Below are 24466 nucleotides of genomic sequence, written 5' to 3'. Positions count from 1 at the left end.
CTCACCACGGGAACACACCAGCGTGATTGCCTCTCTTAAATCCACCTTCGCCGGGCGCATGGGCGCCATGCCTTCGCTGCCGCCGGCGCTGCGCAACAACCTGACCCCGATGCTGGTGCTGGCGATCGCCATCACGGCAGCGGTGATGATGTACATGTGGAACGACCAGGCTGGTTACAAGCCGGTCTTCGGCGCCAACGAACGGGTGGCCTCGGGCGACATGATGGCCGTGCTCGACGCCGACAAGATTGCTTACCGCCTGCATCCGGACACCGGCCAGCTGCTGGTGCCGTCCTCGGAACTGGGCAAGGTGCGCATGCTGCTGGCCGCCAAGGGCGTCACCGCCCAGCTGCCGGCCGGCCTCGAACTGATGGACAAGAACGATCCGCTCGGCGTGTCCCAGTTCGTGCAGGACGTGCGCTTCCGGCGCGGCCTGGAAGGCGAACTGGCGCAAAGCATCCTCTCGATGGACGCCATCGCCTCGGCCCGGGTGCACCTGTCGATCGCCCGCTCGACCTCGTTCGTGGCCAGCGACGGCGAAAAATCGTCGGCCTCGGTGGTGGTGGCCGTGAAACCGGGCCGTACCCTGGCGCCGGAACAGATCGCCGCGATCATCAATATGGTCTCGGGCAGCGTCGCCAGCCTGTCCCCGGCGCGGGTCAGCCTGGTCGACCAGGCCGGCAATTACCTGTCCTCGCGCGTCGACCTGTCGGAAGGCTTCGACGGCGCGGCCCAGGGGCTTGACGGCAACGCCAAGAAATACCAGGACCAGGTGCGCGGCAATGTGAATGAACTGCTCGGTCCGGTGCTGGGCGCCGACAACTTCAAGCTCAGCGTCACCGCCGACATCGACAACGACAAGATCGAAGAAACCAGCGAGAAATACGGCGACGCCCCGAAAGTGACCAGCGAAGCGACCCGCGAAGAGCAGGAAAAGAACCGCATGGCCATGGGCGTGCCGGGCACCCTGTCGAACCGTCCGCCGGCCCTGCCCGATCCGCAGGCCGGCGCCGGCGCCGCTCCGGACGATGGCAGCGCGCGCAAGAACGCCAGCACGCGCCAGTTCGCCTACGACCGCAACATCACCCAGATCAAACGCAGCCGCGGCCGTTTGCGCAAGCTCAGCGTGGCGGTGGTGCTGAACAATAACGTGGCCGCCGCCAAGACCGGCTGGACCCCGGCCGAACTGGCGAATATCGAAAAAACCCTGCGCAGCGGCCTCGGCATCAACGCCGAACGCGGCGATGTGCTGGCGGTGTCCGCCATGACCTTCCCGGTCCAGCCGGCCGCCGCGCCATGGTGGCAGGAACGCGACAACGTGGTCGACATGAGCAGCTGGGCGGCGTGGGCGGTGGGCATCCTGCTCGGCTTCCTGCTGATCATCCGCCCTCTGCTGCGCCTGCTCACGGTGCGCCTGGCGCCGGCCGCCGCCGTGGCCGGCGACGCCCAGCTGCTGGGCGGCCCGGCCGGTTCGGCTGGTGCGGCCACCGCGGTCGCCGGACCGGCCATGCGCGTCGGCGACATGCGCGTAGGCGACGCCGCCGGCGCGGTCCCGGCCCTGGGCGCCCCGCTGCAAATGGTGCCTTTGCTGGAAAACTATGATCTTCCGCCTGCCGGCTCGGCAGTCGATGTGATGGTCGATCACCTCAAAGTCCTCGCTGCCAAGGAACCGGAGCGGGTCGCCGAAGTCGTCAAACAATGGATGCAGAAAAATGGCCGAACTGGACAATAACGTGGAAGCCGAAGAGGCGCCTGGACTGACCCCTGTCGAACAGGCCGCCATCGTCCTGCTCAGCATTGGCGAAGAGCCGGCCGCCGCCGTGCTGCGCTGCCTCGACCGCGAAGAACTGCTCGAAGTCACGCAAGTGATGTCGCGCATGAGCGGCATCAAGGTCGACTCGGTGCGCATCGCGATGCAAACCTTCTTCGACGATTACCGCCAGCAGTCGGGCGTGCACGGCGCCTCGCGCAGCTACCTCAAGCGCTCGCTCGACCTGGCGCTCGGCAGCGACATCGCCAACAGCGTCCTCAACAACATCTACGGCGACGCGATTCGCCCGATGATGGCGCGCCTGCAGTGGGCCTCGCCGAAATGGCTGGCCGACTACATCGCCAACGAGCACGTGCAGATGCAAGCCGTGTTCCTGGCCTTCGTGCCGCCCGCGCTGGCCGGCCAGATCCTCGACGCCCTGCCGCTCGAAGGGCGCGACCTGGTGCTGCTGAACCTGGCGCGCCTCGATGAAATCGACCGCGACCTCCTGACCGAACTGGAAGAGCTGGTGACCCGCTGCCTGGGCGCGCTCGACACCCAGAGCGCCAGCGTGGAAGGGATCCGCCAGGTGGCCGAGATCCTCAACCGGCTGCCGGGCAACCGCGCCGGCATGGTCGAACTGCTGCGCGCCCACGATCCGGACGTGGTGACCGAGATCGAAATGAGCATGTACGACTTCCTGATCCTGTCGCGCCAGACCGAGGCCACGATTACCCGCATCCTCGACGACGTGCCGCTGGAACAGTGGGCGATCGCGCTCAAGGGCGCCGAGCCGGCGATCCGCGATGCCATCCTGACCACCATGCCGCGCCGCCAGGCCCAGAACTTCGACGACCTGCTGCGCCGCGCCGGCCCGGTGCCGATGTCGCGCATCGAACAGACCCGCAAGGACATCATGGCAACCGTGAAACAACTGGCCGACAACGGCGAGATCGAAGTGCAACTGTTTGCTGAGGCTGTCGTAGAATGAAACAATTCCGCCCCTACCATTTCCCGCCACTGTCGCAGCTCGACGCGCTCGGCGCCGCTCATTCCGCCGAGGCCGCCGGCCAGTGGCAGAACGCGGTCGAAGAAGGCTACCAGCAGGGGCAGCGCGAAGGCTTCGAGAGCGGCCAGGCGCGCGGCAGCGCCGAAGGCTACGCGGCCGGCCTGGCCGAGGGCCTGGCGGCCGGGCGGGCGCAAGCCATGCACGAAGTCCAGCAGCGCTTCGAGCAGCTGGCCGGCCCGCTGGACGGCATGTTCGCCCAGCTCAATCAAATGGTGGAAGAATTCCGCTCGGCCCAGCGCAAGGAAGTCGTCGACCTGGTCGGCAAGGTGGCGCGCCAGGTGATCCGCGCCGAACTGGCCTTGCAGCCGGTCCAGTTGCTGGCCCTGGTGGACGAAGCGCTGGCCGCCATGCCGCCGACCCGCGACCGCATCGAAGTGTGCCTCAATCCGGAAGAACTCAAGCGCATCACCGAACTCGATCCGGTGCGCGCCGCCAAGTGGACCCTGCTGCCCGATCCCTCGCTGGAAGCGGGCGAATGCCGCGTGCGCGCCGGCGACAATGAAGTCGACGCCGGTTGCCAGGGCCGCCTGGCCAACTGCATGTCGCAGGTCAGCGCGCAACTGACCCCCGTTGCCGAACGCGTGCTCGACGAGGTCGACGCATGAGCAAGCTGGCCGATTCCCTGCGCACCGTCGAGCTCGAAGACGTCCCGGTCGCCATCCCGACCGGACGCCTGGTCGGCGCCTCGGGCTTGCTGCTGGAATCGGCCGGCTGCCGCCTGCACACGGGCCAGCGCTGCCGCATCGAAACGGTCGACGGCGAGTGGCTGGACGCGCAGGTGGTCGGTTTTCGCGAACGCCTGTCGTTCCTGATGCCGTTCAAGCAAGCCATCGGCCTGACCACCGGCGCCCGCGTGCTGCCCAGCCCGACCGCCGCGACCCTGCAGATCGGCCCCTCGTGGCTGGGGCGCATGGTCAACGGCCTGGGCGAGCCGATTGACGGCCTGGGCCGCCTGGGCGGCGAGCACCGCCTGGAAATGACCCCGCCCAAAATCAATCCGCTGAAAAAACAGCCGGTGGTCGAGCCGCTCGACGTCGGCGTGCGCGCCATCAATTCCATGCTGACCATCGGCAAGGGCCAGCGGGTCGGCCTGATGGCCGGCAGCGGGGTCGGCAAGTCCGTGCTGCTGGGCCTGATCACGCGCCAGACCGTGGCCGACGTGGTCGTGGTCGGCCTGATCGGCGAACGCTCGCGCGAGGTGCGCGAATTCGTCGACATGTCGCTCGGCCCCGAAGGCTTGAAAAAAGCCGTGCTGGTGATCGCCCCGGCCGACGAATCGCCGCTGATGCGCATCCGTGCGACCGAACTGTGCCACGCAATCGCCGCCCATTACCGCGACCAGGGCCTGAACGTGCTGCTGCTGGTCGACTCGCTCACCCGCTACGCCATGGCGCTGCGCGAAGTGGCGCTGGCGCTGGGCGAGCCGCCGGCCACCAAGGGCTATCCGCCGTCGGTCTTCTCGGCCCTGCCGCAACTGGTCGAAAGCGCCGGCAACGGCGAGCACGAACACGGCAGCATGAGCGCCATCTACACCGTGCTGGCCGAAGGCGACGACCAGCAGGACCCGGTGGTCGACACCGCCCGCGCGATTCTCGACGGCCACATCGTGCTGACCCGCGAACTGGCCGAACGCGGCCATTATCCGGCCATCGACGTGGCCGCCTCGATCAGCCGCTGCATGGCCCAGGTGGTGCCGACCGCGCACGCGCTGGCCGCGCGCAAGCTGAAAGCCGCGCTGGCCCGCCACGCCAGAGTGCGCGACCTGATTCCGCTGGGCGCCTACGTGCCGGGCGCCGATCCGGTCACCGACCACGCGGTGCGCCTCGAACCCCATATCGACGCCTACCTGTGCCAGGGTACGCGTGAAGCGGCGCCTTTGCCTGAATGCATTACCCAACTTGAAGCGATGATGTCATGACCATTCACAGCACGATCGACAGCCTCGATACCCTGGTCCGCCTGCGCAGCACCAAGGTGGAAAAGTTGCAGGCAGACATGGCCGCCCAGCAAGCCACCAAGGCGCGCTACCAGGCCAACCTGGCCCGCCTCGACAGCCTGGCCAGCGGCAGCGGCGCCAGCGGCGCGCTGCCGCTGGCGCTGGCCCTGAACTGCGGCCAGTACAAGCTGGCCGTGATCGCGCTGGCCGACAACCATCGCACCGACCTGTCCCTGCACGAAGCGACCATGGCCGTCTCGCAGCGCGCCCTGAGCGACGCCTGGAGCGAGCGCGAACTGCTGGGCCAGGTACTGGAACAGAAAAAGGGCGTGGCCGAGCTGGCCCGCAACCGCACCGAACGCAAGCGCGAAGACGACCTGGCCACGCAATCGTGGCTGGCCGGCCGCAAATAATCGCATTTAAGCAAACCCTTTCATACTCTGGAGAAGACGATGGCGACCATTGGCAACACCTACGATCCGGCCACCACCGCAGCGGGCCTGGCGACCAACTACACCTCGGCGCGCCAGAGCATCCTGACGGCCCAGACCAAGCAGGCCAGCAGCGCCGCCGCCGCCCTGACGTCGCTGCGCTCGGCGATTTCGGGCTACCAGAGTTCCCTGCTGTCCCTGACCTCCGGCAAGACCATGCTGACCCAGGCCGCGACCTTCAGCAACACCGCGATCGGCAGCGCCAGCGCCGGCGTGAACGCCACCGCCGGCAGCTACAGCTTTTTCGTCGAACGCCTCGCCACCGCCAACCAGGTCTCGTACAACGGCCTGGCCGACAGCGCGGCCGACGGCGGCAACCTGGGCATCGAGATCGGCGGCGCGCCCGGCTTTTCGATCAACCTGGCCAGTGCCAACAGCGACGGCAACGCCACCCTGACCCCGCGCGAAATCGCCGCCGCCATCAATGCCGAGCCGACCAACAACGGGCGCGTGTCGGCCTCGATCGTCACCGTCAACGGCGTCACCCAGCTGATGCTGACCTCGAAGACGACTGGCGCGGCCGGGAACATTTCGCTCGACACGGCGGCGGTCAACAATGCCGGCCTGCAAGCCGCGCTGTCGGCGCCGCCGACCCAGGTCGTGACCGGCCAGGACGCCCTGGTCTGGCTCGGCGCGCAAGGCACCGGCACCGCGATCAACCAGGCCTCGAACGTGTTTACCAACGTCGACGGCGTGACCATCACCTTTGCCAAGGCGCAGGCCCCGGGCGACGCGCCGGTGACCCTGACGGTGGCCAGCGACAACGCCGGCACCGTGGCCAAGGTGCAGAAATTCGTCGACGATTACAACAAGCTCAAGGCCGTGATCGACGCCATGGTGGCGCCGGGCGACCCGGCCAAGGGTTCCACCCCCGGCGTGTTCGCCAACGATGGCGGCGTGCGCGTGCTGCAGGGGCGCATGGTCAGCATGCTGCGCGGCGCGAACGGCGCCGACAGCCTGGCCGCGTACGGCATCGTGGCCACCCGCGAGGGCAGCCTGTCGCTCAACGCGACGCGCCTGACCAGCCAGCTGGCGGTCTCGCCGAAAGGGCTCGACACCCTGATCGGCAGCAGCGTCAACGGCGCCAGCAGCGGCATCGCCGGCAGCCTCGACGGCTACCTGAAAGAGTGGAGCAGCAGCACCGACGGCCAGCTCAAGCAGCGCCTGGAACAGAACACCAAATTGCAGACCAGCCTGGTGAAGCGCCAGGACCAGCTCGACAAGCAGTACGACAGCGCCTACAAGCGCTATCTGATGCAATTCACGCAATTGCAGACACTGCAAAGCCGGATGGCCTCGAACACCTCCATGTTCGACGCCCTGTTCGGCGATAAATCCAATTAAGAGAGGAAAAGATGTCCTATTCCGACGCTTACAGCGACTACCACTCGGTTAACCTTGATGCTCAGACGGCGCGCGCATCACCGGTCGAGCTGGTACTGCTGCTGACCGATGGCCTGCTCGACGAGCTGGCCCGCGCGCGCGGCCACATCGTCGGCAAGCGCTACGAGCAAAAGGCGATCAGCATCGACAAATGTGTCGAAATCATCAATGGACTGTCCAGCTCGCTGGACTTCGAGCAAGGTGGCGACGTGGTGGAAAACCTGGCACGGCTGTACGACTTTTGCGCCGCGCGCCTGCATGGCGCCGGCATCAAGATGGACCCGGCCATGCTGGACGAAGTGGTCGAGATCCTCGGCACGATTCGCCAGGGCTGGCTTGGCGTGCAGGCGCGCAATGCCTAGGCGGCCCGCCCTGAACGCGCTGACGGCCGCCCTGGCCGCCGCCGGCGACGCGCGCGACTGGGTCGCGCTGGACCGCGCCGTTGGCGCCCTCGGCACCGAGCTGCACGTGCTGGCGGCCAGCGGCCCGTGGAGCGCGCTTGAAATCCGCGCGCTGCAAGCGCTGCGCGCCCAGCACGACAAGGCGGCCGAGCTGTGCGCCGCCGAGCTGGACGTGCTGGAAGCGCAGATGAACCACATGCACACGAACAAAGCCGGGTTTATCGCCTACGCCCTCGACAATGAAACCGACACAGAACGTAACCAGGCATAACCATGATGCTCGCTAACCTGAACCCTTCCCCGGCCGCGCCAGCGGCCAGCGGCGCCGCCGCCCCGGCACCGGCCCCGGCGACGGCTGCCGCCGCGCCTGCCGTGCCGTCCGCGCCCGGCACCGCCGCCGCCACGCCCGTGCCTGCCGCGCCGGCCACCCCCTTTGCCAGCTGGCTGGTATTCGACGCCCCGGCCGGCCAGTTCAATGCCGACGGCGAAAGCGGCGCCGAGGAAGCGCCGCTCGACGGCCTGGCCGACCTGGCGGCGCTGGCCGACGCGCCCGCCCTGCCCGTGCTCGACCTCGATGCCGCCACCACCCCGGCCATGTCGCTGAGCTCCGCGTTCGGCATGAACCTGCCGCTCGGCATCGTGTTGCCGCAAGCTGTGCCCGGGCCGATGACGGCCGCCGTGCCGGTCGCGGCAGCGCCGCTGGACGCTGCCGCGCCGCTGGCCGCCGCCACTGCCGCCGCCGCCCCGCTCAGCTTCTCCGCCCCGGTCGCGGCTGCGGCTGCGGCTGCGGCTGTGGCTGCGCCAGCGCCGGCGCTGCCCGCCGCGCCGTTCGCACCTGTCCAGGCGGCGCTTCCCGCCAGCGCCGTCTCGTTCACCTTCAGCGCGCCAGCGCCGGCCGCCAGCGCCAGCGACACGGCCGTGCCTGCCGACGCCGGCACGGCCGACGTGCGCGCCCCTGTCACGGCGCCGGTGGCCGTACCCGCGCCCGCCGTGGCCGCCGCCGCCCCGGCGCCGCGCGCCCCGCTGCGCACTGGCGAGAGCGCCCCCGCCGGCCTGCCGGCAGCCCTGAAAACAACGGTGACCAGCGCCGCCCAGCCGTTCGCCGCCGCGCCCGACACGATGCTGCGCAGCGACGTGCCCGTGAGCGGCGCCGCCAACATCATGGCCGGCACCAATGCCCTGGCCGCCCAGAACGCCACGATGGCCGCGCCGGCGGACGTCAAACTGCCGGCCAACCCGGCCGACTGGCAGCAGCCCCTGCGCGAAGCGCTGGGCGACCGCCTGCAACTGCAACTGGGCCGCAATATCGACCAGGCCGTGATCCGCCTCGATCCGCCGCAGCTGGGCCGCATCGAGATCGCGATCCGCCACGCCGCCGGCGGCGCGCTGGAAGTGAACATCAGCGCCACCAACAGCGAAGTGCGGCGCCAGCTCAACAATGTAAGCGACGCCATGCGCTCCGACCTGGCAGCGCGCCAGTTCAGCGATGTCGCCGTGACCATTACGGCCACCCCGCGCAGCGGCGCCGCCTTCGGCGAACAGCAGGGCCGCGGCCGCCAGCCGGGGCAGGAAGCGCAGGACAACGATCCTGGCCGCGCGCTGTCCGAAGCGGGCCAGCCGTCCTCCACCTTCTCCCTGTCCGGCCGTGAGGTCGCAGCATGAAAAAATCGACCAAACTGATCATTGTGTTCGTGGTCCTCGGCGTGCTCGGCGCGGCCGGTGCCGGCGCCGCCCTGTATTTCAAGCAGCCGATCCCGACCAAGGATGGCAAGCCGGTGGCCGCCGAAGCGCCCAAGAAAAAACCGGCCAAGTATGTCTCGCTCGACAAGGTGATCGTCATGCTGCGCCGCAGCCCCGGCGAAAACCAGGCCCACTACATTTCGACCGACCTGGTGCTGTCGACCACGGCCGAGCAGGAAAAGAAGGTCAAGGACGACCTTCCGATGCTGCGCAGCGTGGCCGTGCGCGCCCTCTCGGCGCACACCATGGACGCGGCCCAGGCCCTGACGGTCGAGCAGTATGCCGAGCAGATCAACAACACGTTTGCCGCGATTTATGACAAGGACAAGCTCGAAAAGCCGTTCTCCGAAGTCATGATTGGCAAACTGATCATCGAATAAGCCGGGGACCTTCGTGGCCTATCACGCCGATTACAACGACAGCGGCAGCGCCGCCAGCTACACGGGCCGCAACGCCGGTGGGCATGGCGTGCCGGACATGCCCGTTCGGGACGTGCCCGTTCGGGACATGCCCGTTCGGGACGAGCACGCGAACGACTACGGCAGCGCTTACGGCGCCGCCCAGGTGGCCGACTACGCGCCCGTGCTCGACGCCCGCGAAGAGCAGCGCCAGCTGGTGGCCTACGCGCCGCTGGTCAAGCGCATCGTGCGCCAGCTGGGCGCCCAGGTATCGGGCGTGATGGGACGCGAGGACATGGAACAGATCGGTCTGATGGGCCTGCTCGAAGCGCTGCGCCGCTACGGCATGCCCGACGCCGGTTTCGGCAGTTTCGCTTCGCTGCGCATCCGCGGCGCCATCCTCGACGAATTGCGGCGCCAGGACTGGCGTCCGCGCGCGGTGCGCCAGGACAGCCACAAGATGCGCGACCAGGTGCGCGCCCTGACCCGTTCGCTGGGACGGGAGCCGAGCGACACCGAAGCGGCCGCTTCGCTGGGCCTGACGCCGGAAGCGTATGCCCAGTACCAGCTCGACGACGGCGCCGAACTGCTGCTGAGCTTTGACGAAGTGCTGCAGGAGGCCGCCGAACGGGCCCACAGCGCGCCCGGCCCGGAAGAGCAGTTCATGGTCAAGCGCAGCCTGGAACAGGCCCTGATGGCCCTGGACGAGCGCGAACAGCGGGTGATCCAGATGATTTACGAATTCGAACTGAGCTACAAGGAAGTGGCCGCCGTGCTCGATTTGTCGGACGCCCGCGTCTGCCAGCTCAACAAGGCGGCGCTGGCCAAAATGAAGGCAGCCCTCAAAGGCTGAACAGAGCATGTTTCTCCCACCACTTAAGCGTATCGCGACTCACCAAAGGAATTTACTATGCAGCCTCTAGTCGGCATTGCCATCGTTCTCGGCTGTATCTTCGGCGGCTTTGTGCTCATGGGCGGCACCTTCGATGCCATCTGGCACCCGGTCGAAATCTTGATCATTGCCGGCGGCGGCGCCGGGGCGCTGGTGTTGGGTAATCCCAACCACGTGCTCAAGGAACTGAGTACCCAGATGCGCAAAATCATCACGCGCAAGAAACAGGGTTCCGAGTTCCAGCGCCAGTTGTTGTTGTTGATGTATGAATTGCTGCAAACCGCCGCTGGCGGCCTGAAAGCACTCGATGCCCACGTGGAAGACCCGGCATCGAGCCCCCTGTTCCAGCGTTATCCGCTGGTGCTGGAAGAGCCTAAACTGTTGGCGTTTATTGTCGATAACTTCCGTTTGATGGCCATGGGCAAAATCAACGCCCACGAGCTTGAAGGCGTACTGGAGCAGGAACTGGAAGCCATTCACGAAGAGCTGGTGCAGCCGTCCAAGTCGCTGCACAAGATTGCCGAGGCGATGCCCGGGTTCGGCATCCTGGCGGCCGTGCTCGGGATCGTGCTGGCGATGAACTCGGTGGCCGAGGGCGCCGATGCCGGCGCGATCTCGGCCAAGGTGGGCGCCGCGATGGTCGGCACCTTCCTCGGTATTTTCTTCTGCTACGGCGTACTCGACCCGATCAGCAACATGATGAAGCAGCTGGTGAACCAGGAAGCGTCGAACATGGAATGCGTCAAAGTCGTCCTGGTCACCCACGTGGCCGGCAAACCGGCCCTGCTGGCGATCGATGCCGGCCGCCGCCTGGTTCAGCTGAACATCAAGCCGACCTTCGCGCAGCTGGAAAGCTGGATCAACGCCATGGGCGGCGAAGGCGAGGACGCCGGTTCGCCGAAACGCCGCGCCACCGACAAGGCAGGAGAGCAGCGTGCAAAAGCAGCATGATAAACACGACAAGCACGAAGCGGCGATCATCGTCCGCGGGCGTGGCAAGGCGCACGAGGACGACCACGGCGGCGCCTGGAAAGTCGCCTTCGCCGACTTTTGCCTGGCGCTGCTGGCCCTGTTCCTGGTGCTGTGGCTGATGGCGGCGCGCGACCAGCAAACCATGAAAGCCATGGTGCGCGAGCAGAACGGCAGCTACGCCGACGGCCAGGGCAACAAGCCGGAAATCGGCGGCGGCCCGCGCGGCAGCCTGATCGAGCGTTTCGCCATGCCGCACAGCGGTACCACCCCGCACAAGGAAAACGGCGGCGAAGGCCCGAAAGTGCGCTACAACTCGCCGGCCGAACTGGCGGTGCTGTCGCGCCAGCTGGGCACCATGAGCGTGGAAGCGGGCTTGTCGAACAACCTGGAAACCGTGATCACCCCGTACGGCCTGCGCGTCACCCTGCACGACACCGACCGCCAGGGCATGTTTCTGCTGGGCAGCGCGATGCCGACCGACCGCTTCGCGCGCCTGATGCGCCAGATGGGTCCGGTATTCGCAAAAATGGAAAACCAGATGCTGATCGTCGGCCACACCGATGCCCGCAAATATGCCGGCGACCAGGATGGCAATTCGAACTGGAGCCTGTCGAACGCGCGCGCCATGGCGGCCCGTTCCCAGCTGCTGCAAGGGTCGATGAATCCGGACAGCGTGCTGCAAGTGGTCGGGATGGCCGACCGCGCCCCGTTCGACCCTGAGAATACCGGCGCGGCCGTGAACCGCCGCATCGAAATGCTGATCCTGACCCGCACCCAGGCCGATACCGTGGCCGCCATGTTCGGCGTGCCGGGCAAGACCGAGGTCGGCGAGGAAGCGGCCGTCGGCGCCAAGGGCTCGGTCGAGGCGCTGCGAGACAAACTCAAGAACGTCAAGGGCGCCGACGCCCAGGCGAAATAATCATGACGATCCAATCCAAAAGCCGAGGTCCACGCATGAAAATTGCTTCTGGCGGTGCGTCCGCCGATGCGGCGGCGGTGCAGCGCAGCAGCGCCGCCGTCGTCTCCGAAGTCAAGAGCACCGCTGGCGGCGCCGGCGTGGCCGCCAGCGCGGCCCCGCTGCAATCGGACGTGCTGCAGCCGGCCATGGCCGCCCTGGCCGCCATGCCCGAGATCGACCACGAGCGCGTGGCGCAGTTGCGCGACGCGCTGGCCAAGGGCGAACTGCCGTTCGACCCGGCCCGCCTGGCCGGCCTGATTCAGCGCTTCCACGGAGGCCAGGGATGAGCCGCATGACGCGCGATCAAGCCGTCGGCAAGCTGAGCGCCGGCGTGACCGCCGACCTGGACGCCTGCCAGGCCATCCTCGCGCTGCTGGGACGCCAGTTCGACGCCGCCCTGCGCCACCGCAGCGCCGAACTGACCGAACTGGCCGCCGAACTGGCGCCGCTGCTCGACAGCATGGAACAGCGGCGCGTGCAGCGCGTCACCCTGGTGCGCGCCCTGTGCGGCGCCAAAGCCGGCATGGCGACCCTGATCGCCACCCTGGGCGCGCCGCGGCGCGATGCGCTCACCGCCGACTGGCAAGCGCTGGAGCAATTGGTACTTGAATGCAAACGTTTGAATGTTCGCAACAGCGCCTTGCTGACCGAACAATTTTCCATCATGCAGCGTGTGCTGCACGGCGAGGAGACCCTGTATGAAGCACGCTGAATTCCATACGGCCGCGATCAGCCCGACCGCGCCGACCCAGTCCGCCCGTCCGATGGCGGCCGTGGGCGGCGGCGCCGGTTTCGGCGGCGTCTACAAATCGATGCAAAACGAGATCGCCGATTTCATCAGCCAGGGCAGCGCCGAGAGCGGCATGTCCAGCCTCAGCCCGCAGGGCCGCATGCTGCAGGCGCGCCTGCAGGAAAATGAAGTCTCGCCAAGCGTCACGATCGGCGGCGCCTTTGCCGACGGTTCCGAGCAAAAAGCCTTCCTGGACCAGATCGCGCCGTGGGCGCGCGAAGCCGGCGAACGCCTCGGCGTGGCGCCGCAACTGGTGTCGGCCCACGCCGCGCTGGAATCGGGCTGGGGCCAGCGTCCGCTGCGCCAGGCCGAAGGCGCCAGCACCCACAACCTGTTCGGCATCAAGGCCGGGGCCAGCTGGCAGGGCGAGGTCTCGGACAACGCCACCACCGAATTCGAACACGGCATGGCGGTGAAGAAAACCGAGCGCTTCCGCGCCTATCCGGACCAGGCCGCCGCGTTCCGCGACTACGCCCAGATGTTGCTGGATAATCCACGCTACGCCGCCGCCATCGGCACCGGCAGCGATGCCGGCGCCTTCGCCCAGGGCCTGGCCAAGGGCGGCTACGCCACCGATCCGGCCTACGCCGCCAAACTCACCAAACTGGCCGCGCGCCTGCAGGGAGCATCGGAGTGATGTTGGTTTCGCATCAGGGCTGCGCCGAGCGCGGAATGTCCGCCGGCTCGACCGTGCCGGGCGCGATCACGCGCATGCGCACCACCCGTCCGTTGGCCAGGTTGCGTACCCGCACCAGCGCATTGATGGCGCCGGCGTCGAGCGCCTCGCCGGCGGTGCTGATTTCGAGCGCTTCGAAACGCGCCAGCATGATCACCGCTTCGCCGCGCTTGACCAATAACGGCGCGCTCAACTGCGCCTGGCGCAGCACTTCGCCGGCCCGCAGCGAACGGCGCGTGGCTTGCCCGGTGGCCGCTTCGGCCGAGCCGATGGCGTCGCCGATGGTGGTCACGTCGCGCCGCTCGAGCGTCACATCCTGCGCCGTGAGCGCCTGCCCGGCCGCAACCGGCACGGCGGTCACCGCCACCAGCGCGCTGACCGATCCGCGCAGCACATACTCGTATTTCCAGCCGCCGTTGTTCGATCCGACGTCCTGCGGGCACAGCACGGCAAAGCGCATGCGCGCCGGCGTGCGCGTGTCGACCGCTTCGATGTTGACCGGCCTGGCGCACGGCGGCGCGGCGCGCGGCGTTGCAACGTTGACAGTAAATTGTGGTTCCGCCAAACCGGCTGTGTCGGCCTGGCGCGCCAGCTGCTCGCGCGCGGCCTGCTCCAGCCTGGCCGTGATCGAACTTTCTGCCGCATTTGTGTTGCCCCCGGCTAATGAAATCAGTACAGCGGCCGTTAATGGCAGTAACAAAGCGCTGGTGGCGCGGCGGACATCGGACATAAATAGCACCTTGGCAATCGTTGCGCGCGACGCAAGGAACGCCGCACAGCGTCATTCTAACCAGATTCACACTGCAGTTCATTCACGGAGGAAGCTTCATGTCGATTGATTTCCAAAAGGCACTTGGCGTGCACGCCGATGCGCTCCATCTGCGCGCCGACCGCACGCGCGTACTGGCGGCCAATATCGCCAACGAAAACACGCCGGGATTCACGGCACGCGACGTCGACTTCGGCGCCATGCTGCAGCAGCGAATCGAGACCGACTCAAGCATGCCGGGTCTCGGCGATGACCAGGACGCGCTCTACCGCGTCCCGTACCACCCCAGCGCCGACGGCAATACCGTCGAAATCGGCGTCGAACAAGCCGCGTTTTCGCAAAACGCATCCGATTTCCAGACCAGCCTGACGTTCGTGAACATGCGGCTCAAGGGTTTGGCCAAAGCTATCGCAGGACAATAATCATGAGCTTTAAAGACATTTCCCAAATTGCAGGTTCGGCCATGGCGGCGCAGTCGGTGCGCCTCAATACCATCGCCAGCAACCTGGCCAACGCCGATTCGGTGTCCGGCTCGGAAGGCGAAACCTACCGTGCCCGCAAACCCGTGTTCGCCGCCATGCTCGACGGCGGCTCGGGCAAGCTCGGCGCCGGCAGCCGCGTGCAGGTGCTCGACGTGGTCCAATCGTCCGAACCGCTGCGCAAGGCCTACGAGCCGGGCAATCCGGTGGCCAACGCCGACGGCATGGTGTTCTATCCGAACGTCAACCAGGTGGCCGAGATGACCGACATGATGTCGGCCTCGCGTGCCTTTGAAACCAATGTGGAAGTCCTGGGACGCATCAAGTCGATGCAAGCGGGCCTGCTGCGACTCGGCGAAGGCTGATCCGATGCTTACCAATAACCTCAACGGCGCGACCAACCAGCCGGCCGGCAACGCCAACACCGTCATCGGCCAGGCCCCGGCCAGCGAAACGCAAGACATGTTCACCAAGCTCCTGGTGGCGCAGATCCGCAACCAGGATCCGCTCGAGCCGAGCGACCCGTCGCAATTCGTCAACCAGCTCTCGCAGCTGAGCCAGACCGAAGCGATGCAAAGCCTGGCCAAGCTCAACAGCGCCAGCGCCAGCGTGCTGGAAAGCATCCAGACCCTGGCCCTGGGCGCCCAGGTCGGCTCCGACATCACCGTCAAGACCAACAGCGTGCGCCTGGACGGCAGCCCGCTCAAGGCCAGCATCACCCTGCCGGGCGCCAGCGCCACCAACACGGTGACCCTGATCGGTTCCGACGGCGTCAAGCACGACCTGCAGCTCGGTTCGCGCGGTTCGGGTCCGCAAACGTTTTCCATCGATCCGGTCGCGCTTGGTCTGGCGCCCGGGAAATACGATATCAAAGTACAAACGAGCGCTGGTGCGCTCGACGCCATCGAAGTCATCGGCCGCCTGGACAGCGTGCGCATGTCGGCCGGTGGCGGTGTGGTCCTCAAGGTGGCAGGAATCGGCGATGTTGCGCCGTCGTCCGTCACTGGCTTCAACGGCAAGTCCGGCGCATCGCTGGCGGCCGCCAACTCCTCCACCGCAAATTAAAGGAATACCATCATGAGTTTCGAAATCGCATTGTCGGGCATCCAGTCGATCAACACCCAGCTCGAAGCAGTCAGTAACAACATCGCCAACGCCGGCACCTACGGCTTCAAGAGCAGCCGCGCCAACTTTTCGGCCATGTACGCCGGTTCCCAGGCCACCGGCGTGGAAGTCGGTTCGATGACCCAGAGCATCGGCCTGAACGGCGGCGTGACCACCACCGGGCGCGGCCTCGACGCCGCCATCGACGGCCGCGGCTTTTTTGTCAGCCGCGACAGCCAGGGCGTGATGAACTACAGCCGGGTCGGCATTTTCTCGGCCAACAAGGATGGCCTGCTGGTCGACAGCAACGGCCGCGCGGTGCAAGGCTACGCCGCCATCAAGGGCAGCACCGCGCTGGGCGTGATGGGCAATATCGAAGTGCCGACCGGCCAGATCCCGGCCGTCGCCAGCACCAAGGTCAACTACGTCGGCAACCTGTCCAACGACTGGGCCGTGCCGCCGGTCGCGACCTTCGACCCGGCCGTCGCCGGCAGCTACAACATGGCCAAGCAATCGGTGTTCTACGATTCGCTGGGCAGCCAGCACACCCTGTCGCAGTACTTCATCAAGGGCACCGGCACCAACGTGTCGGTGCGCTATGCGATCGACGGCGGCACCCCGCTGGCGACCACCACCAACCTGGCGTTCTCCAACATGGGCGCGCTGCCGCCGGTGCCGCCGGCCACCACCCTGAACATCACCACCACCAACGGCTCGGCGCCAGTGGTGCTGGACCTGAACTACGCCGGCACCACCCTCAACGCCGGTGAAGCCATCACCACCACCAACAGCGCCGACGGCTACACCTCGGGCACCTTCATCGGCGTCGAAATGGCGGCCGACGGCTCGGTCATGGCCAAGTACAGCAACGAACAGGCGCAGGTCGTCGCCACGGTGGCGCTGGCCACCTTCGCCGACGAAGGCTCCCTGACCGCGGTGAGCGACACCAGCTGGACCGCCAACGCCTCGTCCGGTTCGGCCCTGTACGGTCAGCCAGGCAGCGGCCTGGCCGGCAAGCTCAATACCGGCGCGCTGGAACGCTCGAATGTTGACATTACGTCAGAACTGGTGGGCCTGATGACGTCACAGCGCAACTATCAAGCAAATTCCAAGGTCATTTCAACAGAAAATCAGATGATTCAGTCCTTAATGCAGGCACTATAAGTATCTGCACGGAAATACTGAATTCATTGAGGGAGCAACATGGATAAATTGATCTTTACAGCACTGAGCGGCGCCGAACGCGCGCTGAAGGCCCAGCAAGTCCACGCCAACAATCTGGCGAACATGGAAACGACGGGCTTTCGCGCCAACCTCGAAATGTCGGCCACGCAAGCGCTGGGCGGCTCGGGCTTCGACGACCGCCACTATGTGCGGATGCAGTCCGATTCCGTATCGGCCCGCTCCGGTCCGGTCAAGGAAACCGGGCGCGACCTCGATGTGGCGATTACCGGCAACGGTTACCTGACGGTCCAGTGGCAGGGTGGCGAAGCCTACACCCGCGCCGGCGCCATCAACATCGACGCCGACGGCGCGCTGTCGGTCAACGGCCATCCGCTGATGGGCGAAGGCGGCCCGGTGGTGTTGCCGCCGCATAACGCGGTCACGATCGGCTCGGACGGCTCGATTTCGGTGCTCGCGCCGGGAACGGCCGAGATGCAGGTGATCGACAAGCTGCGCCTGGTCAACGCCGAAGCCGGCGAAGTGACCAAGAACGAAGGCGGCCTGATCGTCTCGCGCAGCGGCCAGCCGCTGGCGGCCGATGAAACCGTGGTCGTGCGCGGGCGCCACCTGGAAGGCAGCAATGTGTCGGCGGTCGAAGAAATGGTCGCCACCATGAGCCTGAACCGCAGCTTCGAGATGCAGATGAAGCTGCTCAAGGCCAGCGACAACATGAATGAAGTCGGCAACCGCCTGCTGGGCAGCTGAGCACCGGCGCGCCACCCAAGTCAAAGTTAAAGGAAACCATCATGAATCCAGCAATGTGGATCAGCAAAACCGGGGTGCAAGCCCAGGACGCCAAACTGCAGGCGATCGCCAACAACCTGGCCAACGTCAACACCGTCGGCTTCAAGCGCGACCGCGTCGTGTTCGAAGACCTGTTCTACCAGATCGACCAGCAGCCGGGCGCGCAGCGCGCCGACAACACCATGTCGCCATCGGGCGTGCAGCTCGGTAACGGCACCCACCTGCTGGGCACCCAGAAAGTGTTCACCAACGGCAGCCTGCAAACCACCAGCCAGCCGCTCGACGTGGCCATTTCCGGCAACGGCTTCCTGCAAGTGCGCCGTCCCAACGGCGACCCGGCCTACACCCGCGCCGGCCAGTTGCAGGTCGACGCCACCGGTACCCTGGTCAATGCCCAGGGCTTGCCGCTGGTGCCGCAGATTACCGTCCCGAACAACGCCACCGCCATCACCATCGGTGAAAACGGCATGGTCTCGGCCACCATCGCCGGCAGCACCACGCCGTCGGAACTCGGTCAATTGACCCTGTCGAACTTCGTCAACCCGACCGGCCTCCTGGCGCTCGGCGAAAACCTGTTCTCGGAAACCCCGGCCAGCGGCGCGGCCGCCGAAGGCCGTCCGGGCGACGGCGCGTTCGGCAAGCTCAAGCAGGGCGCGCTGGAAGGCTCGAACGTGCAGGTCGTCGAAGAAATGGTCGACATGATCGCCGCCCAGCGCACCTACGAGATGAACACCAAGGTGCTCTCGGCCGCCGACAACATGCTGCAGTACCTGGCCCAGGCGGCCCGTTGATGAAAGCCGTCGCCGCTTCGTTCGCGCCGCTGTTGCTGGCCCTGGTACTGGGCGGTTGCGCCGGCACCGTCCAGCCGCCGCCGCGCGCAATGGCCGACGAAACCGCCCCGCTGCCGCGTGCGGCGGTGCGCGGCGGCGTCTCGGGCGGGGTGTTCAATGCCGAGGCGGTGCCATTGACCTCCGACAGCCGGGCGTTTCGCACCGGCGACGTGGTCACCGTGATCCTGCAAGAGACCACCCAGGCCAGCAAGCGCGCCGGCACCAGCATCAGCAAGGAATCGAGCGTCGGCGTGACCGCGCCCGGCCTGCTCGGCAAGACGTTCCCGAAAGCGGCGATCGACCTCTCGGCCGAACGCGGTTTCGAGGGCGACGCCACCAGCACCCAGCAGAACGCCCTGTCGGGCGCGCTGACCGTGATCGTGCAGGAAGTGCTGCCCAACGGCCTGCTGCGCGTGGCCGGCGAAAAAAGCCTGACCCTGAACCAGGGCGAAGAATTCGTGCGCCTCAAAGGTTTCCTGCGCGCCGCCGACATCGACGCCGACAACCAGGTCTCGTCGCTGCGCGTGGCCAACGCGCAGATCAGCTACTCCGGCAAGGGCGCGCTCGCCAATGCCAATCAGCCAGGCTGGCTGACCCGCTTCTTCCTCGGCCCCTGGATGCCGTTCTAGACGCCGCCGCGCTGTTGGCCGCTTTTGCCGTTCGTGTCGTTCTAAGGAAACACCATGCAATCACGCTTGTTTACACTCCCCTTTTCCGTGCTGGCCCTGCTCTCCTGCCTGGCCCTGCCGGCGTCGGCTGCGCAAACCCTGCGCAACCTGGTCAGCGTGGAAGGCGTGCGCGAGAACCCGCTGGTCGGCTACGGCCTCGTGGTCGGCCTGAACGGCAGCGGCGACAGCACCCAGGTCAAGTTCGCCAGCCAGTCGGTGGTCAACATGCTCAAGCAGTTCGGCGTCAAGCTGCCGGACGGCGCCGAAGCGAAGAACAAGAACGTGGCCGCGGTCATGGTCAGCGCGGTATTCCCGCCCGGCTACCGGCGCGGCCAGCCGATCGACGTCACGGTCTCGTCGCTGGGCGACTCCAAGAGCCTGCGCGGCGGCGTGCTGCTGCTCACGCAACTGCGCGCGGCCGACAATGAAGTCTACGCACTGGCCCAGGGCAACGTGGTGGTCGGCGGCCTGAACGCGACCGGCGCCAGCGGATCGAGCGTCACCGTCAACACCCCGACCGGCGGACGGATTCCCAACGGCGCCAACATCGAACGCGAAATCGGCAGCGACTTTTCGACCCGCGCCGAAGTCATGCTGCGCCTGAAAAACCCGCACTTCCAGACCGCCACCAATGTCGTCGAAGCCATCAACCGCCGCTTCGGCCCCCTGGCCACCACCGCCGACGGCGCCAGCATCGAAGTCATCGCCCCGGCCAACCCGACCGAGCGCGTGGCCTTCATGGCCAAGCTGCAGGCGATCTCGGTCGATGTCGGCACCGACGTGCCGAAAGTGGTGTTCAATTCGCGCACCGGCACGGTCGTGATCGCCGAAGGCGTGCGCGTCAAGGCCGCCGCCGTCACCCACGGCTCGCTCAAGGTGGTGATCGCCGAAAGCTCGAACGTGAGCCAGCCCGGCCCGTTTTCGGGCGGGCGCACCGCCGTCACCCCGCAATCGAAGCTGTCGGTCGACCAGGGCTCGGGACGCATGTTCAAGTGGCCGGCCGGTGCCAAGCTGCAAACCATTGTCGACATCGTCAACAGCCTGGGCGCCTCGCCCGACGACATCATGGCGATCCTGCAAGCGCTCGACCAGGCCGGCGCCATCGAAGGCGAACTGGTCGTCATCTAAAGGAATCCGCGCCATGAACCCACTCGACCTGACCACCAAGCTCAACCGCGCCGGCATGGCGCCCGGCGCGGACAGCCCTGTCGCCCCGGCCGCCGACCCGGCCTTCGTGGCCAAGGCCACCAAGGCCGCCATCGAATTCGAAAGTTTCTTTATCGGCAATATGCTGCAGCAAATGCGCAGCGGCACCCGTGCCATGGCCGACGACGACAGCGTCTTCAAGGACCCGGTCAACCGCGACATGCAAGACATGGCCGACAACATGATGGCCGGACAAATGGCGCACCAGCGCGCCTTCGGCGTGGCCGACGCCATTTTGCGCCAGTTGCTGCCGGCCACGGTGGCGCACAACGCGGCGCCGGCCGCGGCGCCGGGCGCGCAGCCGGTTCCGCTCCAAACTCCGCAACAAAAAATTTAATGGCAGCAAGTTTTCGGTCGCCTTGTCAGTATGACGACCCAAGCTTTGCAGGGCTTTTAAAGAACGCATCGAGAAAGAACTGACCCATGAGCATCATGAACAACGCCCTGAGCGGCGCCCTTGCTTCCCAACTCGCTCTGCAAGCCACCAGCCAGAACATTGCTAACCTGCAAACGAAGGGTTACACGCGCCAGTCGGCCCTGCTGACCGCGGTGGGTCCCCAGTCCGGTCCGCGCTCGGCCGGCAACGGAGTGGCGGTCAATTCGCTGCTGCGGTTTTCCGATGGCTACAAGAACCAGCAACTGTGGCGCGCCGCTTCCGGCGTCGGCCAGTTTTCCCAGACCCAGCCCTACCTGACCCAGCTCGAACGCGTGATGGGCGACAACGACGCCAGCCTCTCCAACGGCGTCGACAAATTCTTCCAGGCCCTCAACGCGGTGGCCGGCGTCGATCCAACCTCGACCCCGCTGCGCCAGCAAGTGCTGACCGCCGCCGGCGCCATGGCGCAGCGTTTCAACAGCATGAACAACCTGTACAACGGCCAGCTGCAATCGCTGCGCGACCAGCGCGGCGCGATCGTGGCCTCGGCCAACGCCTCGATCCAGACCATCGCCGACCTGAACCGCCAGATCGGCCTGGCCAGCGCCTCCGGCAGCAGCACCTCGACCCTGGTCGACGCGCGCGACCTGGCCATCGACGCCCTCTCCACCCAGGTCGGCCTGGAAGTGACCGACCAGCCCGACGGCACCCGCAGCATCTCGCTGAAAACCGGGCAGGCGCTGGTGATCGGCGACATCGCCGCGACCCTGGTGGCCGAAGGCGGCGCCACGCAAAACCTGCGCGTCGATTTCGCCGGCTCCTCGTTCCAGCTCGACAAGGCCGGCGTGGGCGCCCAGCTCGGCGGCCTCGGCCTGTTCGAACGCGATATCCTGCTGCCGATGCAGCAAGCCGTTTCCGACCTGGCCCAGCAGCTGGCGCAAAAGGTCAACACCCAGCTGGCGGCCGGCTACACCATGAACGGCACCAATGGCGGCCCGCTGTTCGTGTTCACCCCGGGCAGCCCGTCGAACATGCTGCAGGTCACGGCCGGCTACCAGACCGCCGACCTCGCCTTTTCGGGCGATAATACCCCGGGCGACAGCGGCAACCTGCAACAGCTGATCAACATCAAGAAGCAGCCGGTCACCCTGGCCGGGATCGGCTCGGTCCTGATCAGCGACGCCGATTCCCAGCTGGTCGGCAAGCTGGCCGTCGACAGCCAGCAAAACCGGGTGGCGCTGGCCACCGCCGAGACCATGCGCAACCACGCGATGGACGACTGGACTTCGACCAGCGGCGTGAACAAGGATGAAGAAGCGGTCAATCTGGTCGAGTACCAGAATATGTACCAGGCGAATATGAAAGTAATGTCAGTTGCCAACTCGCTGTTCGATGCGACGCTGGCCATGATGGGTTAAGGAGAAACGTATGCGGATTGCCACCAGCCAGTACCAATCGACGATGAACATCTCGCTCCAGCTGAACCAGGAGCGCATCAGCTACGTCAACCAGCAGATGTCGAGCCGCACCCGCATCCTGCTGCCGTCGGACGACCCGGTCGACACGGTGCGCATGTCGCGCCTGCACCGCGAAGAATCCGACGTCACCCAGTACCGCGCCAACATCGGTGCGCTCAAGATCCGCCTGACCAAGAACGAATCCTACCTCGGCAGCATGGTCAACGACATGATGGCCGGCCGCGACCTGCTGGTCTGGTCGTCCGACGGCGGCAACGCCCCGGCCGACCTGGCCGCCATGGTCTCGCCCCTGACCGCCCTGCGCGAAAGCCTGCTCTACACCGCCAACTCGATCGACCAGGAAGGGCGCTACGTGTTTTCCGGCACCCAGACCGGCACCGCCCCGATTGCCTACAACGCGGCGGCCCCGGCCGGCTCGCGCTACAGCTACGCCGGCAACACCAACGACCAGACGGTGGTGGTCGGCAACGGCATCACCCAGGTCGCGAACGGCAACATGAAGGGCATCGAAACCATGCTCAACCAGCTGGACCAGACCATCGCCGCGCTCGGCGCGCCGGGCGTGTCGGCCAACGACCCGACCGTGCGCACGATCCTGGCCGCCAACCTGGACGGCTTCGACAGCGCGCTCGACCTCATCTCGGGCAAGATCGCGGTGCTGGGCGGCTCGCAGAACATCATCGGCACGCTCGACGAAAACCACAGCAATGTGAGCCTGTCGAACCAGATGGCGCTGACCGACATCGGCCAGCTCGACTACGGCCTCGCCGCGACCGAGCTGAACGGCTACACCGGCGCGCTGGAAGCGACTTACAAGGCCTACGCCAAGATCGGCAACCTGTCCCTGTTCGCGGCGCTATAACGCCATGGAAGCCATCCGCCCCACCAACGGCGCCAGCAGCGCCACCAGCGGCCCGGCCGGCGCCAACGCCACCAACGGCGCCGGCGTGCGCAGCGAGCCCGCTCCGGGCGCCGCCCAGGCGCGTCCTCCCCAGCTCGCCCCGGCCCAGCCGGTGCCGGTTGCGGCCCCGCCCTTGCGGCGCGGGCTGGCGCGGGTCGACCATCAATTGCAGGGCGATGTCGCCAGCGCCCAGCAAGCGCTCGACTTCCTCGAACAGGTGGCCGGCCAGCTGCAAGCGCTCAAGGGCGAAATCAGCGCCAAGCTCAGTTCGCGGCGCGGCGACAGCGGCGCCATCGAAGCCCATCTGCGCCAGCTCGGCGCCACCATGGACAAGCGGCGCCAGGCCAGCGGCGGCAGCGTCGACGCGCGCCTGAACTTTTCCAGCCCGGCCCCGGCCAGCCAGCGCTTCCGCATCAAGGGGCTGACGCTCGACATGCTCACCGCCGGGGCTGGCCAGACCCTCTCGTTCTCGGTGGGCGGCAACACCCAGCCGCTGACCGTGGCGGTCGACCCGACCCTCACGCGCGACGAAATCGTGGTGCGCTTCGACCGCGCGCTGGCGCCGGCCAACATGCGCGTCAGTGCCGACGGCAGCGGCGCGCTGGTGTTCAGCACGCCCGAAAACGCCTGGCCGATGGTACGCGACTCGCTCTCGATCCAGGGTGTGGGACGGGTCGCGGTGGAAGCCGACACCGACGTTGTCGTCCCGCAGCAATGGCGCGCCGACGACAGCGACGCCTTGCGCCAGAGTTTGCATGAAGTGGTACAGGCGCTCTCGCAAGTGCAGCGCTCGCAGGATGCGGCCAGCCAGGCGCTCAGTGCGGCGGCCAGCCGGGCCTCGGCCAACCAGCCGCCGGCGGCCGATATCGAAGTGATGGCGCAGGATTTCGCCGACACCGCCAGCACCCCGAACTACGAATCGCTGCTGGCGATCACCTCGGCGCTGGTCGGCATCAGCCGCGAGCGCGTCCTCGCCCTGCTCGGCCTGCACTAAGCCCGACACCGGGGTCAGAGCTCTAATTAGCAACAACGCTGATTACTCCGACCGCGGCGCGATTCTCCCTACCACCGGGGTCAGAGCTCTGATTCGAAACATTTCGAATCAGAGCTCTGACCCCGGTGCTTTCAGACGCGATGTGGCCGTAGAACCCTGCACCGGTGGCTCGGTTCTGCCTCGCAACAGGCTTGATTTGTCCGAGCCAGCCCCGATTGCACCTACAACCGGGGCCAG

At 66.7% G+C, this 24466-nt stretch carries 29 protein-coding genes; 28 read left to right on the top strand and 1 reads right to left on the bottom strand.

Translation table 11 applies throughout. The features are described from left to right. Window positions 1–22: 22 nt before the first annotated feature. The 16 genes from fliF (at window position 23) to F2P45_RS16510 (ending at window position 13417) form a co-directional block, all read left to right on the top strand. Entirely contained in the window at window positions 23–1732 is a 1710-nt protein-coding gene (fliF, locus tag F2P45_RS16585; protein ID WP_370663265.1) for a flagellar basal-body MS-ring/collar protein FliF, read from the top strand. Beyond that, window positions 1713–2741, top strand: coding sequence for a flagellar motor switch protein FliG (locus F2P45_RS16580; protein WP_166877218.1), 1029 nt, complete (start codon window positions 1713–1715; stop codon window positions 2739–2741). The genes fliF and F2P45_RS16580 overlap by 20 nt, the downstream gene beginning before the upstream one ends. Beyond that, window positions 2738–3424: a flagellar assembly protein FliH gene (gene fliH, locus F2P45_RS16575; protein WP_166877215.1), complete on the top strand. Its 687-nt coding sequence runs from the start codon at window positions 2738–2740 to the stop codon at window positions 3422–3424. The genes F2P45_RS16580 and fliH overlap by 4 nt, the downstream gene beginning before the upstream one ends. Further along, window positions 3421–4737, top strand: coding sequence for a flagellar protein export ATPase FliI (gene fliI / locus F2P45_RS16570; protein WP_166877212.1), 1317 nt, complete (start codon window positions 3421–3423; stop codon window positions 4735–4737). Before fliH ends, fliI begins: the two co-directional genes overlap by 4 nt. Next, entirely contained in the window at window positions 4734–5168 is a 435-nt protein-coding gene (locus F2P45_RS16565) for a flagellar FliJ family protein (protein WP_166877209.1), read from the top strand. The genes fliI and F2P45_RS16565 overlap by 4 nt, the downstream gene beginning before the upstream one ends. A 39-nt stretch (window positions 5169–5207) precedes the next feature. Continuing rightward, the gene (fliD, locus tag F2P45_RS16560) at window positions 5208–6590 is read left to right on the top strand and encodes a flagellar filament capping protein FliD (RefSeq protein ID WP_166877206.1); all 1383 of its coding nucleotides are present in this window, start codon (window positions 5208–5210) and stop codon (window positions 6588–6590) included. A gap of 11 nt (window positions 6591–6601) precedes the next feature. Next, a complete protein-coding gene (gene fliS / locus F2P45_RS16555; RefSeq protein WP_166877203.1) occupies window positions 6602–6991 on the top strand; it encodes a flagellar export chaperone FliS in 390 nt (129 codons plus the stop codon). After that, a complete protein-coding gene (locus F2P45_RS16550; protein ID WP_166877201.1) occupies window positions 6984–7301 on the top strand; it encodes a hypothetical protein in 318 nt (105 codons plus the stop codon). Before fliS ends, F2P45_RS16550 begins: the two co-directional genes overlap by 8 nt. 2 nt (window positions 7302–7303) lie before the next feature. Next, the gene (locus F2P45_RS16545; RefSeq protein ID WP_166877199.1) at window positions 7304–8692 is read left to right on the top strand and encodes a flagellar hook-length control protein FliK; all 1389 of its coding nucleotides are present in this window, start codon (window positions 7304–7306) and stop codon (window positions 8690–8692) included. Then, entirely contained in the window at window positions 8689–9150 is a 462-nt protein-coding gene (locus F2P45_RS16540) for a flagellar basal body-associated FliL family protein (RefSeq protein WP_166877196.1), read from the top strand. The genes F2P45_RS16545 and F2P45_RS16540 overlap by 4 nt, the downstream gene beginning before the upstream one ends. A gap of 127 nt (window positions 9151–9277) precedes the next feature. Continuing rightward, complete coding sequence (locus F2P45_RS16535; protein ID WP_166877287.1) at window positions 9278–10021, top strand: FliA/WhiG family RNA polymerase sigma factor; 744 nt, start codon at window positions 9278–9280, stop codon at window positions 10019–10021. Between the two features lie 57 nt (window positions 10022–10078). Next, window positions 10079–11011: a flagellar motor stator protein MotA gene (gene motA, locus F2P45_RS16530; RefSeq protein WP_166877194.1), complete on the top strand. Its 933-nt coding sequence runs from the start codon at window positions 10079–10081 to the stop codon at window positions 11009–11011. Beyond that, window positions 10995–11951 carry a flagellar motor protein MotB gene (locus F2P45_RS16525; protein WP_166877192.1) on the top strand — a complete coding sequence of 319 codons (957 nt, stop codon included), beginning with the start codon at window positions 10995–10997 and terminating at the stop codon, window positions 11949–11951. The genes motA and F2P45_RS16525 overlap by 17 nt, the downstream gene beginning before the upstream one ends. A gap of 35 nt (window positions 11952–11986) precedes the next feature. Then, window positions 11987–12277 carry a flagellar biosynthesis anti-sigma factor FlgM gene (gene flgM / locus F2P45_RS16520; protein ID WP_166877190.1) on the top strand — a complete coding sequence of 97 codons (291 nt, stop codon included), beginning with the start codon at window positions 11987–11989 and terminating at the stop codon, window positions 12275–12277. Between the two features lie 5 nt (window positions 12278–12282). Continuing rightward, complete coding sequence (gene flgN, locus F2P45_RS16515; RefSeq protein ID WP_308613575.1) at window positions 12283–12702, top strand: flagellar export chaperone FlgN; 420 nt, start codon at window positions 12283–12285, stop codon at window positions 12700–12702. Next, complete coding sequence (locus tag F2P45_RS16510) at window positions 12689–13417, top strand: glycoside hydrolase family 73 protein (protein WP_166877186.1); 729 nt, start codon at window positions 12689–12691, stop codon at window positions 13415–13417. Before flgN ends, F2P45_RS16510 begins: the two co-directional genes overlap by 14 nt. 13 nt (window positions 13418–13430) lie before the next feature. On the opposite strand, the gene flgA is transcribed toward F2P45_RS16510, so the two are convergent. Beyond that, on the bottom strand, window positions 13431–14186 hold the full coding sequence (gene flgA / locus F2P45_RS16505) for a flagellar basal body P-ring formation chaperone FlgA (RefSeq protein ID WP_166877185.1): 756 nt from the start codon (window positions 14184–14186) through the stop codon (window positions 13431–13433). A 98-nt stretch (window positions 14187–14284) separates the two neighbouring features. On the opposite strand from flgA, the gene flgB reads away from it, so the two are divergent. The 12 genes from flgB (at window position 14285) to F2P45_RS16445 (ending at window position 24229) form a co-directional block, all read left to right on the top strand. Beyond that, the gene (gene flgB / locus F2P45_RS16500; protein ID WP_166877182.1) at window positions 14285–14647 is read left to right on the top strand and encodes a flagellar basal body rod protein FlgB; all 363 of its coding nucleotides are present in this window, start codon (window positions 14285–14287) and stop codon (window positions 14645–14647) included. Between the two features lie 2 nt (window positions 14648–14649). Continuing rightward, window positions 14650–15069: a flagellar basal body rod protein FlgC gene (flgC, locus tag F2P45_RS16495; protein ID WP_166877179.1), complete on the top strand. Its 420-nt coding sequence runs from the start codon at window positions 14650–14652 to the stop codon at window positions 15067–15069. Window positions 15070–15073: 4 nt separating this feature from the next. Beyond that, complete coding sequence (locus F2P45_RS16490) at window positions 15074–15769, top strand: flagellar hook capping FlgD N-terminal domain-containing protein (RefSeq protein WP_166877177.1); 696 nt, start codon at window positions 15074–15076, stop codon at window positions 15767–15769. 12 nt (window positions 15770–15781) lie between these two features. Continuing rightward, on the top strand, window positions 15782–16972 hold the full coding sequence (locus tag F2P45_RS16485; protein WP_166877174.1) for a flagellar hook protein FlgE: 1191 nt from the start codon (window positions 15782–15784) through the stop codon (window positions 16970–16972). Window positions 16973–17011: 39 nt separating this feature from the next. After that, window positions 17012–17737 (top strand): flagellar basal body rod protein FlgF, encoded by a 726-nt coding sequence (locus tag F2P45_RS16480; RefSeq protein ID WP_166877171.1) that lies wholly within the window; start codon window positions 17012–17014, stop codon window positions 17735–17737. A gap of 41 nt (window positions 17738–17778) precedes the next feature. Beyond that, on the top strand, window positions 17779–18567 hold the full coding sequence (gene flgG, locus F2P45_RS16475; protein ID WP_187367179.1) for a flagellar basal-body rod protein FlgG: 789 nt from the start codon (window positions 17779–17781) through the stop codon (window positions 18565–18567). Further along, window positions 18567–19235 carry a flagellar basal body L-ring protein FlgH gene (gene flgH / locus F2P45_RS16470; protein ID WP_166877168.1) on the top strand — a complete coding sequence of 223 codons (669 nt, stop codon included), beginning with the start codon at window positions 18567–18569 and terminating at the stop codon, window positions 19233–19235. Before flgG ends, flgH begins: the two co-directional genes overlap by 1 nt. A 54-nt stretch (window positions 19236–19289) precedes the next feature. Next, on the top strand, window positions 19290–20402 hold the full coding sequence (locus tag F2P45_RS16465) for a flagellar basal body P-ring protein FlgI (RefSeq protein ID WP_166877165.1): 1113 nt from the start codon (window positions 19290–19292) through the stop codon (window positions 20400–20402). A gap of 13 nt (window positions 20403–20415) precedes the next feature. After that, entirely contained in the window at window positions 20416–20817 is a 402-nt protein-coding gene (locus tag F2P45_RS16460) for a rod-binding protein (RefSeq protein ID WP_166877162.1), read from the top strand. Between the two features lie 86 nt (window positions 20818–20903). Continuing rightward, the gene (gene flgK / locus F2P45_RS16455) at window positions 20904–22274 is read left to right on the top strand and encodes a flagellar hook-associated protein FlgK (protein WP_166877159.1); all 1371 of its coding nucleotides are present in this window, start codon (window positions 20904–20906) and stop codon (window positions 22272–22274) included. Window positions 22275–22284: 10 nt separating this feature from the next. Next, window positions 22285–23196, top strand: coding sequence for a flagellar hook-associated protein FlgL (gene flgL, locus F2P45_RS16450; RefSeq protein WP_166877156.1), 912 nt, complete (start codon window positions 22285–22287; stop codon window positions 23194–23196). Between the two features lie 4 nt (window positions 23197–23200). Then, window positions 23201–24229 (top strand): hypothetical protein, encoded by a 1029-nt coding sequence (locus F2P45_RS16445; protein WP_166877153.1) that lies wholly within the window; start codon window positions 23201–23203, stop codon window positions 24227–24229. Window positions 24230–24466: the final 237 nt, after the last annotated feature.

Origin of the sequence: Massilia mucilaginosa (assembly GCF_011682145.1) — a bacterium.
Classification (GTDB): Bacteria; Pseudomonadota; Gammaproteobacteria; order Burkholderiales; family Burkholderiaceae_D; genus Telluria_A; species Telluria_A mucilaginosa.
This window is presented reverse-complemented; position numbering and strand designations above follow the sequence as displayed.

What these genes read in the sequence shown, in the direction of transcription:
- F2P45_RS16460 (WP_166877162.1), top strand. Translation starts at nt 20,416, where the DNA reads ATGAACCCACTCGACCTGACCACCAAGCTCAACCGCGCCGGCATGGCG.
- flgN (WP_308613575.1), top strand. Translation starts at nt 12,283, where the DNA reads ATGACGCGCGATCAAGCCGTCGGCAAGCTGAGCGCCGGCGTGACCGCC.
- fliI (WP_166877212.1), top strand. Translation starts at nt 3,421, where the DNA reads ATGAGCAAGCTGGCCGATTCCCTGCGCACCGTCGAGCTCGAAGACGTC.
- flgK (WP_166877159.1), top strand. Translation starts at nt 20,904, where the DNA reads ATGAGCATCATGAACAACGCCCTGAGCGGCGCCCTTGCTTCCCAACTC.
- flgG (WP_187367179.1), top strand. Translation starts at nt 17,779, where the DNA reads ATGAATCCAGCAATGTGGATCAGCAAAACCGGGGTGCAAGCCCAGGAC.
- F2P45_RS16580 (WP_166877218.1), top strand. Translation starts at nt 1,713, where the DNA reads ATGGCCGAACTGGACAATAACGTGGAAGCCGAAGAGGCGCCTGGACTG.
- flgB (WP_166877182.1), top strand. Translation starts at nt 14,285, where the DNA reads ATGTCGATTGATTTCCAAAAGGCACTTGGCGTGCACGCCGATGCGCTC.
- F2P45_RS16540 (WP_166877196.1), top strand. Translation starts at nt 8,689, where the DNA reads ATGAAAAAATCGACCAAACTGATCATTGTGTTCGTGGTCCTCGGCGTG.
- fliS (WP_166877203.1), top strand. Translation starts at nt 6,602, where the DNA reads ATGTCCTATTCCGACGCTTACAGCGACTACCACTCGGTTAACCTTGAT.
- motA (WP_166877194.1), top strand. Translation starts at nt 10,079, where the DNA reads ATGCAGCCTCTAGTCGGCATTGCCATCGTTCTCGGCTGTATCTTCGGC.
- fliD (WP_166877206.1), top strand. Translation starts at nt 5,208, where the DNA reads ATGGCGACCATTGGCAACACCTACGATCCGGCCACCACCGCAGCGGGC.
- F2P45_RS16550 (WP_166877201.1), top strand. Translation starts at nt 6,984, where the DNA reads ATGCCTAGGCGGCCCGCCCTGAACGCGCTGACGGCCGCCCTGGCCGCC.
- F2P45_RS16565 (WP_166877209.1), top strand. Translation starts at nt 4,734, where the DNA reads ATGACCATTCACAGCACGATCGACAGCCTCGATACCCTGGTCCGCCTG.
- fliH (WP_166877215.1), top strand. Translation starts at nt 2,738, where the DNA reads ATGAAACAATTCCGCCCCTACCATTTCCCGCCACTGTCGCAGCTCGAC.
- F2P45_RS16485 (WP_166877174.1), top strand. Translation starts at nt 15,782, where the DNA reads ATGAGTTTCGAAATCGCATTGTCGGGCATCCAGTCGATCAACACCCAG.
- flgL (WP_166877156.1), top strand. Translation starts at nt 22,285, where the DNA reads ATGCGGATTGCCACCAGCCAGTACCAATCGACGATGAACATCTCGCTC.
- F2P45_RS16465 (WP_166877165.1), top strand. Translation starts at nt 19,290, where the DNA reads ATGCAATCACGCTTGTTTACACTCCCCTTTTCCGTGCTGGCCCTGCTC.
- F2P45_RS16535 (WP_166877287.1), top strand. Translation starts at nt 9,278, where the DNA reads ATGCCCGTTCGGGACGAGCACGCGAACGACTACGGCAGCGCTTACGGC.
- F2P45_RS16490 (WP_166877177.1), top strand. Translation starts at nt 15,074, where the DNA reads ATGCTTACCAATAACCTCAACGGCGCGACCAACCAGCCGGCCGGCAAC.
- flgM (WP_166877190.1), top strand. Translation starts at nt 11,987, where the DNA reads ATGAAAATTGCTTCTGGCGGTGCGTCCGCCGATGCGGCGGCGGTGCAG.
- F2P45_RS16445 (WP_166877153.1), top strand. Translation starts at nt 23,201, where the DNA reads ATGGAAGCCATCCGCCCCACCAACGGCGCCAGCAGCGCCACCAGCGGC.
- flgA (WP_166877185.1), bottom strand. Translation starts at nt 14,186, where the DNA reads ATGTCCGATGTCCGCCGCGCCACCAGCGCTTTGTTACTGCCATTAACG.
- F2P45_RS16510 (WP_166877186.1), top strand. Translation starts at nt 12,689, where the DNA reads ATGAAGCACGCTGAATTCCATACGGCCGCGATCAGCCCGACCGCGCCG.
- flgC (WP_166877179.1), top strand. Translation starts at nt 14,650, where the DNA reads ATGAGCTTTAAAGACATTTCCCAAATTGCAGGTTCGGCCATGGCGGCG.
- F2P45_RS16545 (WP_166877199.1), top strand. Translation starts at nt 7,304, where the DNA reads ATGATGCTCGCTAACCTGAACCCTTCCCCGGCCGCGCCAGCGGCCAGC.
- flgH (WP_166877168.1), top strand. Translation starts at nt 18,567, where the DNA reads ATGAAAGCCGTCGCCGCTTCGTTCGCGCCGCTGTTGCTGGCCCTGGTA.
- F2P45_RS16480 (WP_166877171.1), top strand. Translation starts at nt 17,012, where the DNA reads ATGGATAAATTGATCTTTACAGCACTGAGCGGCGCCGAACGCGCGCTG.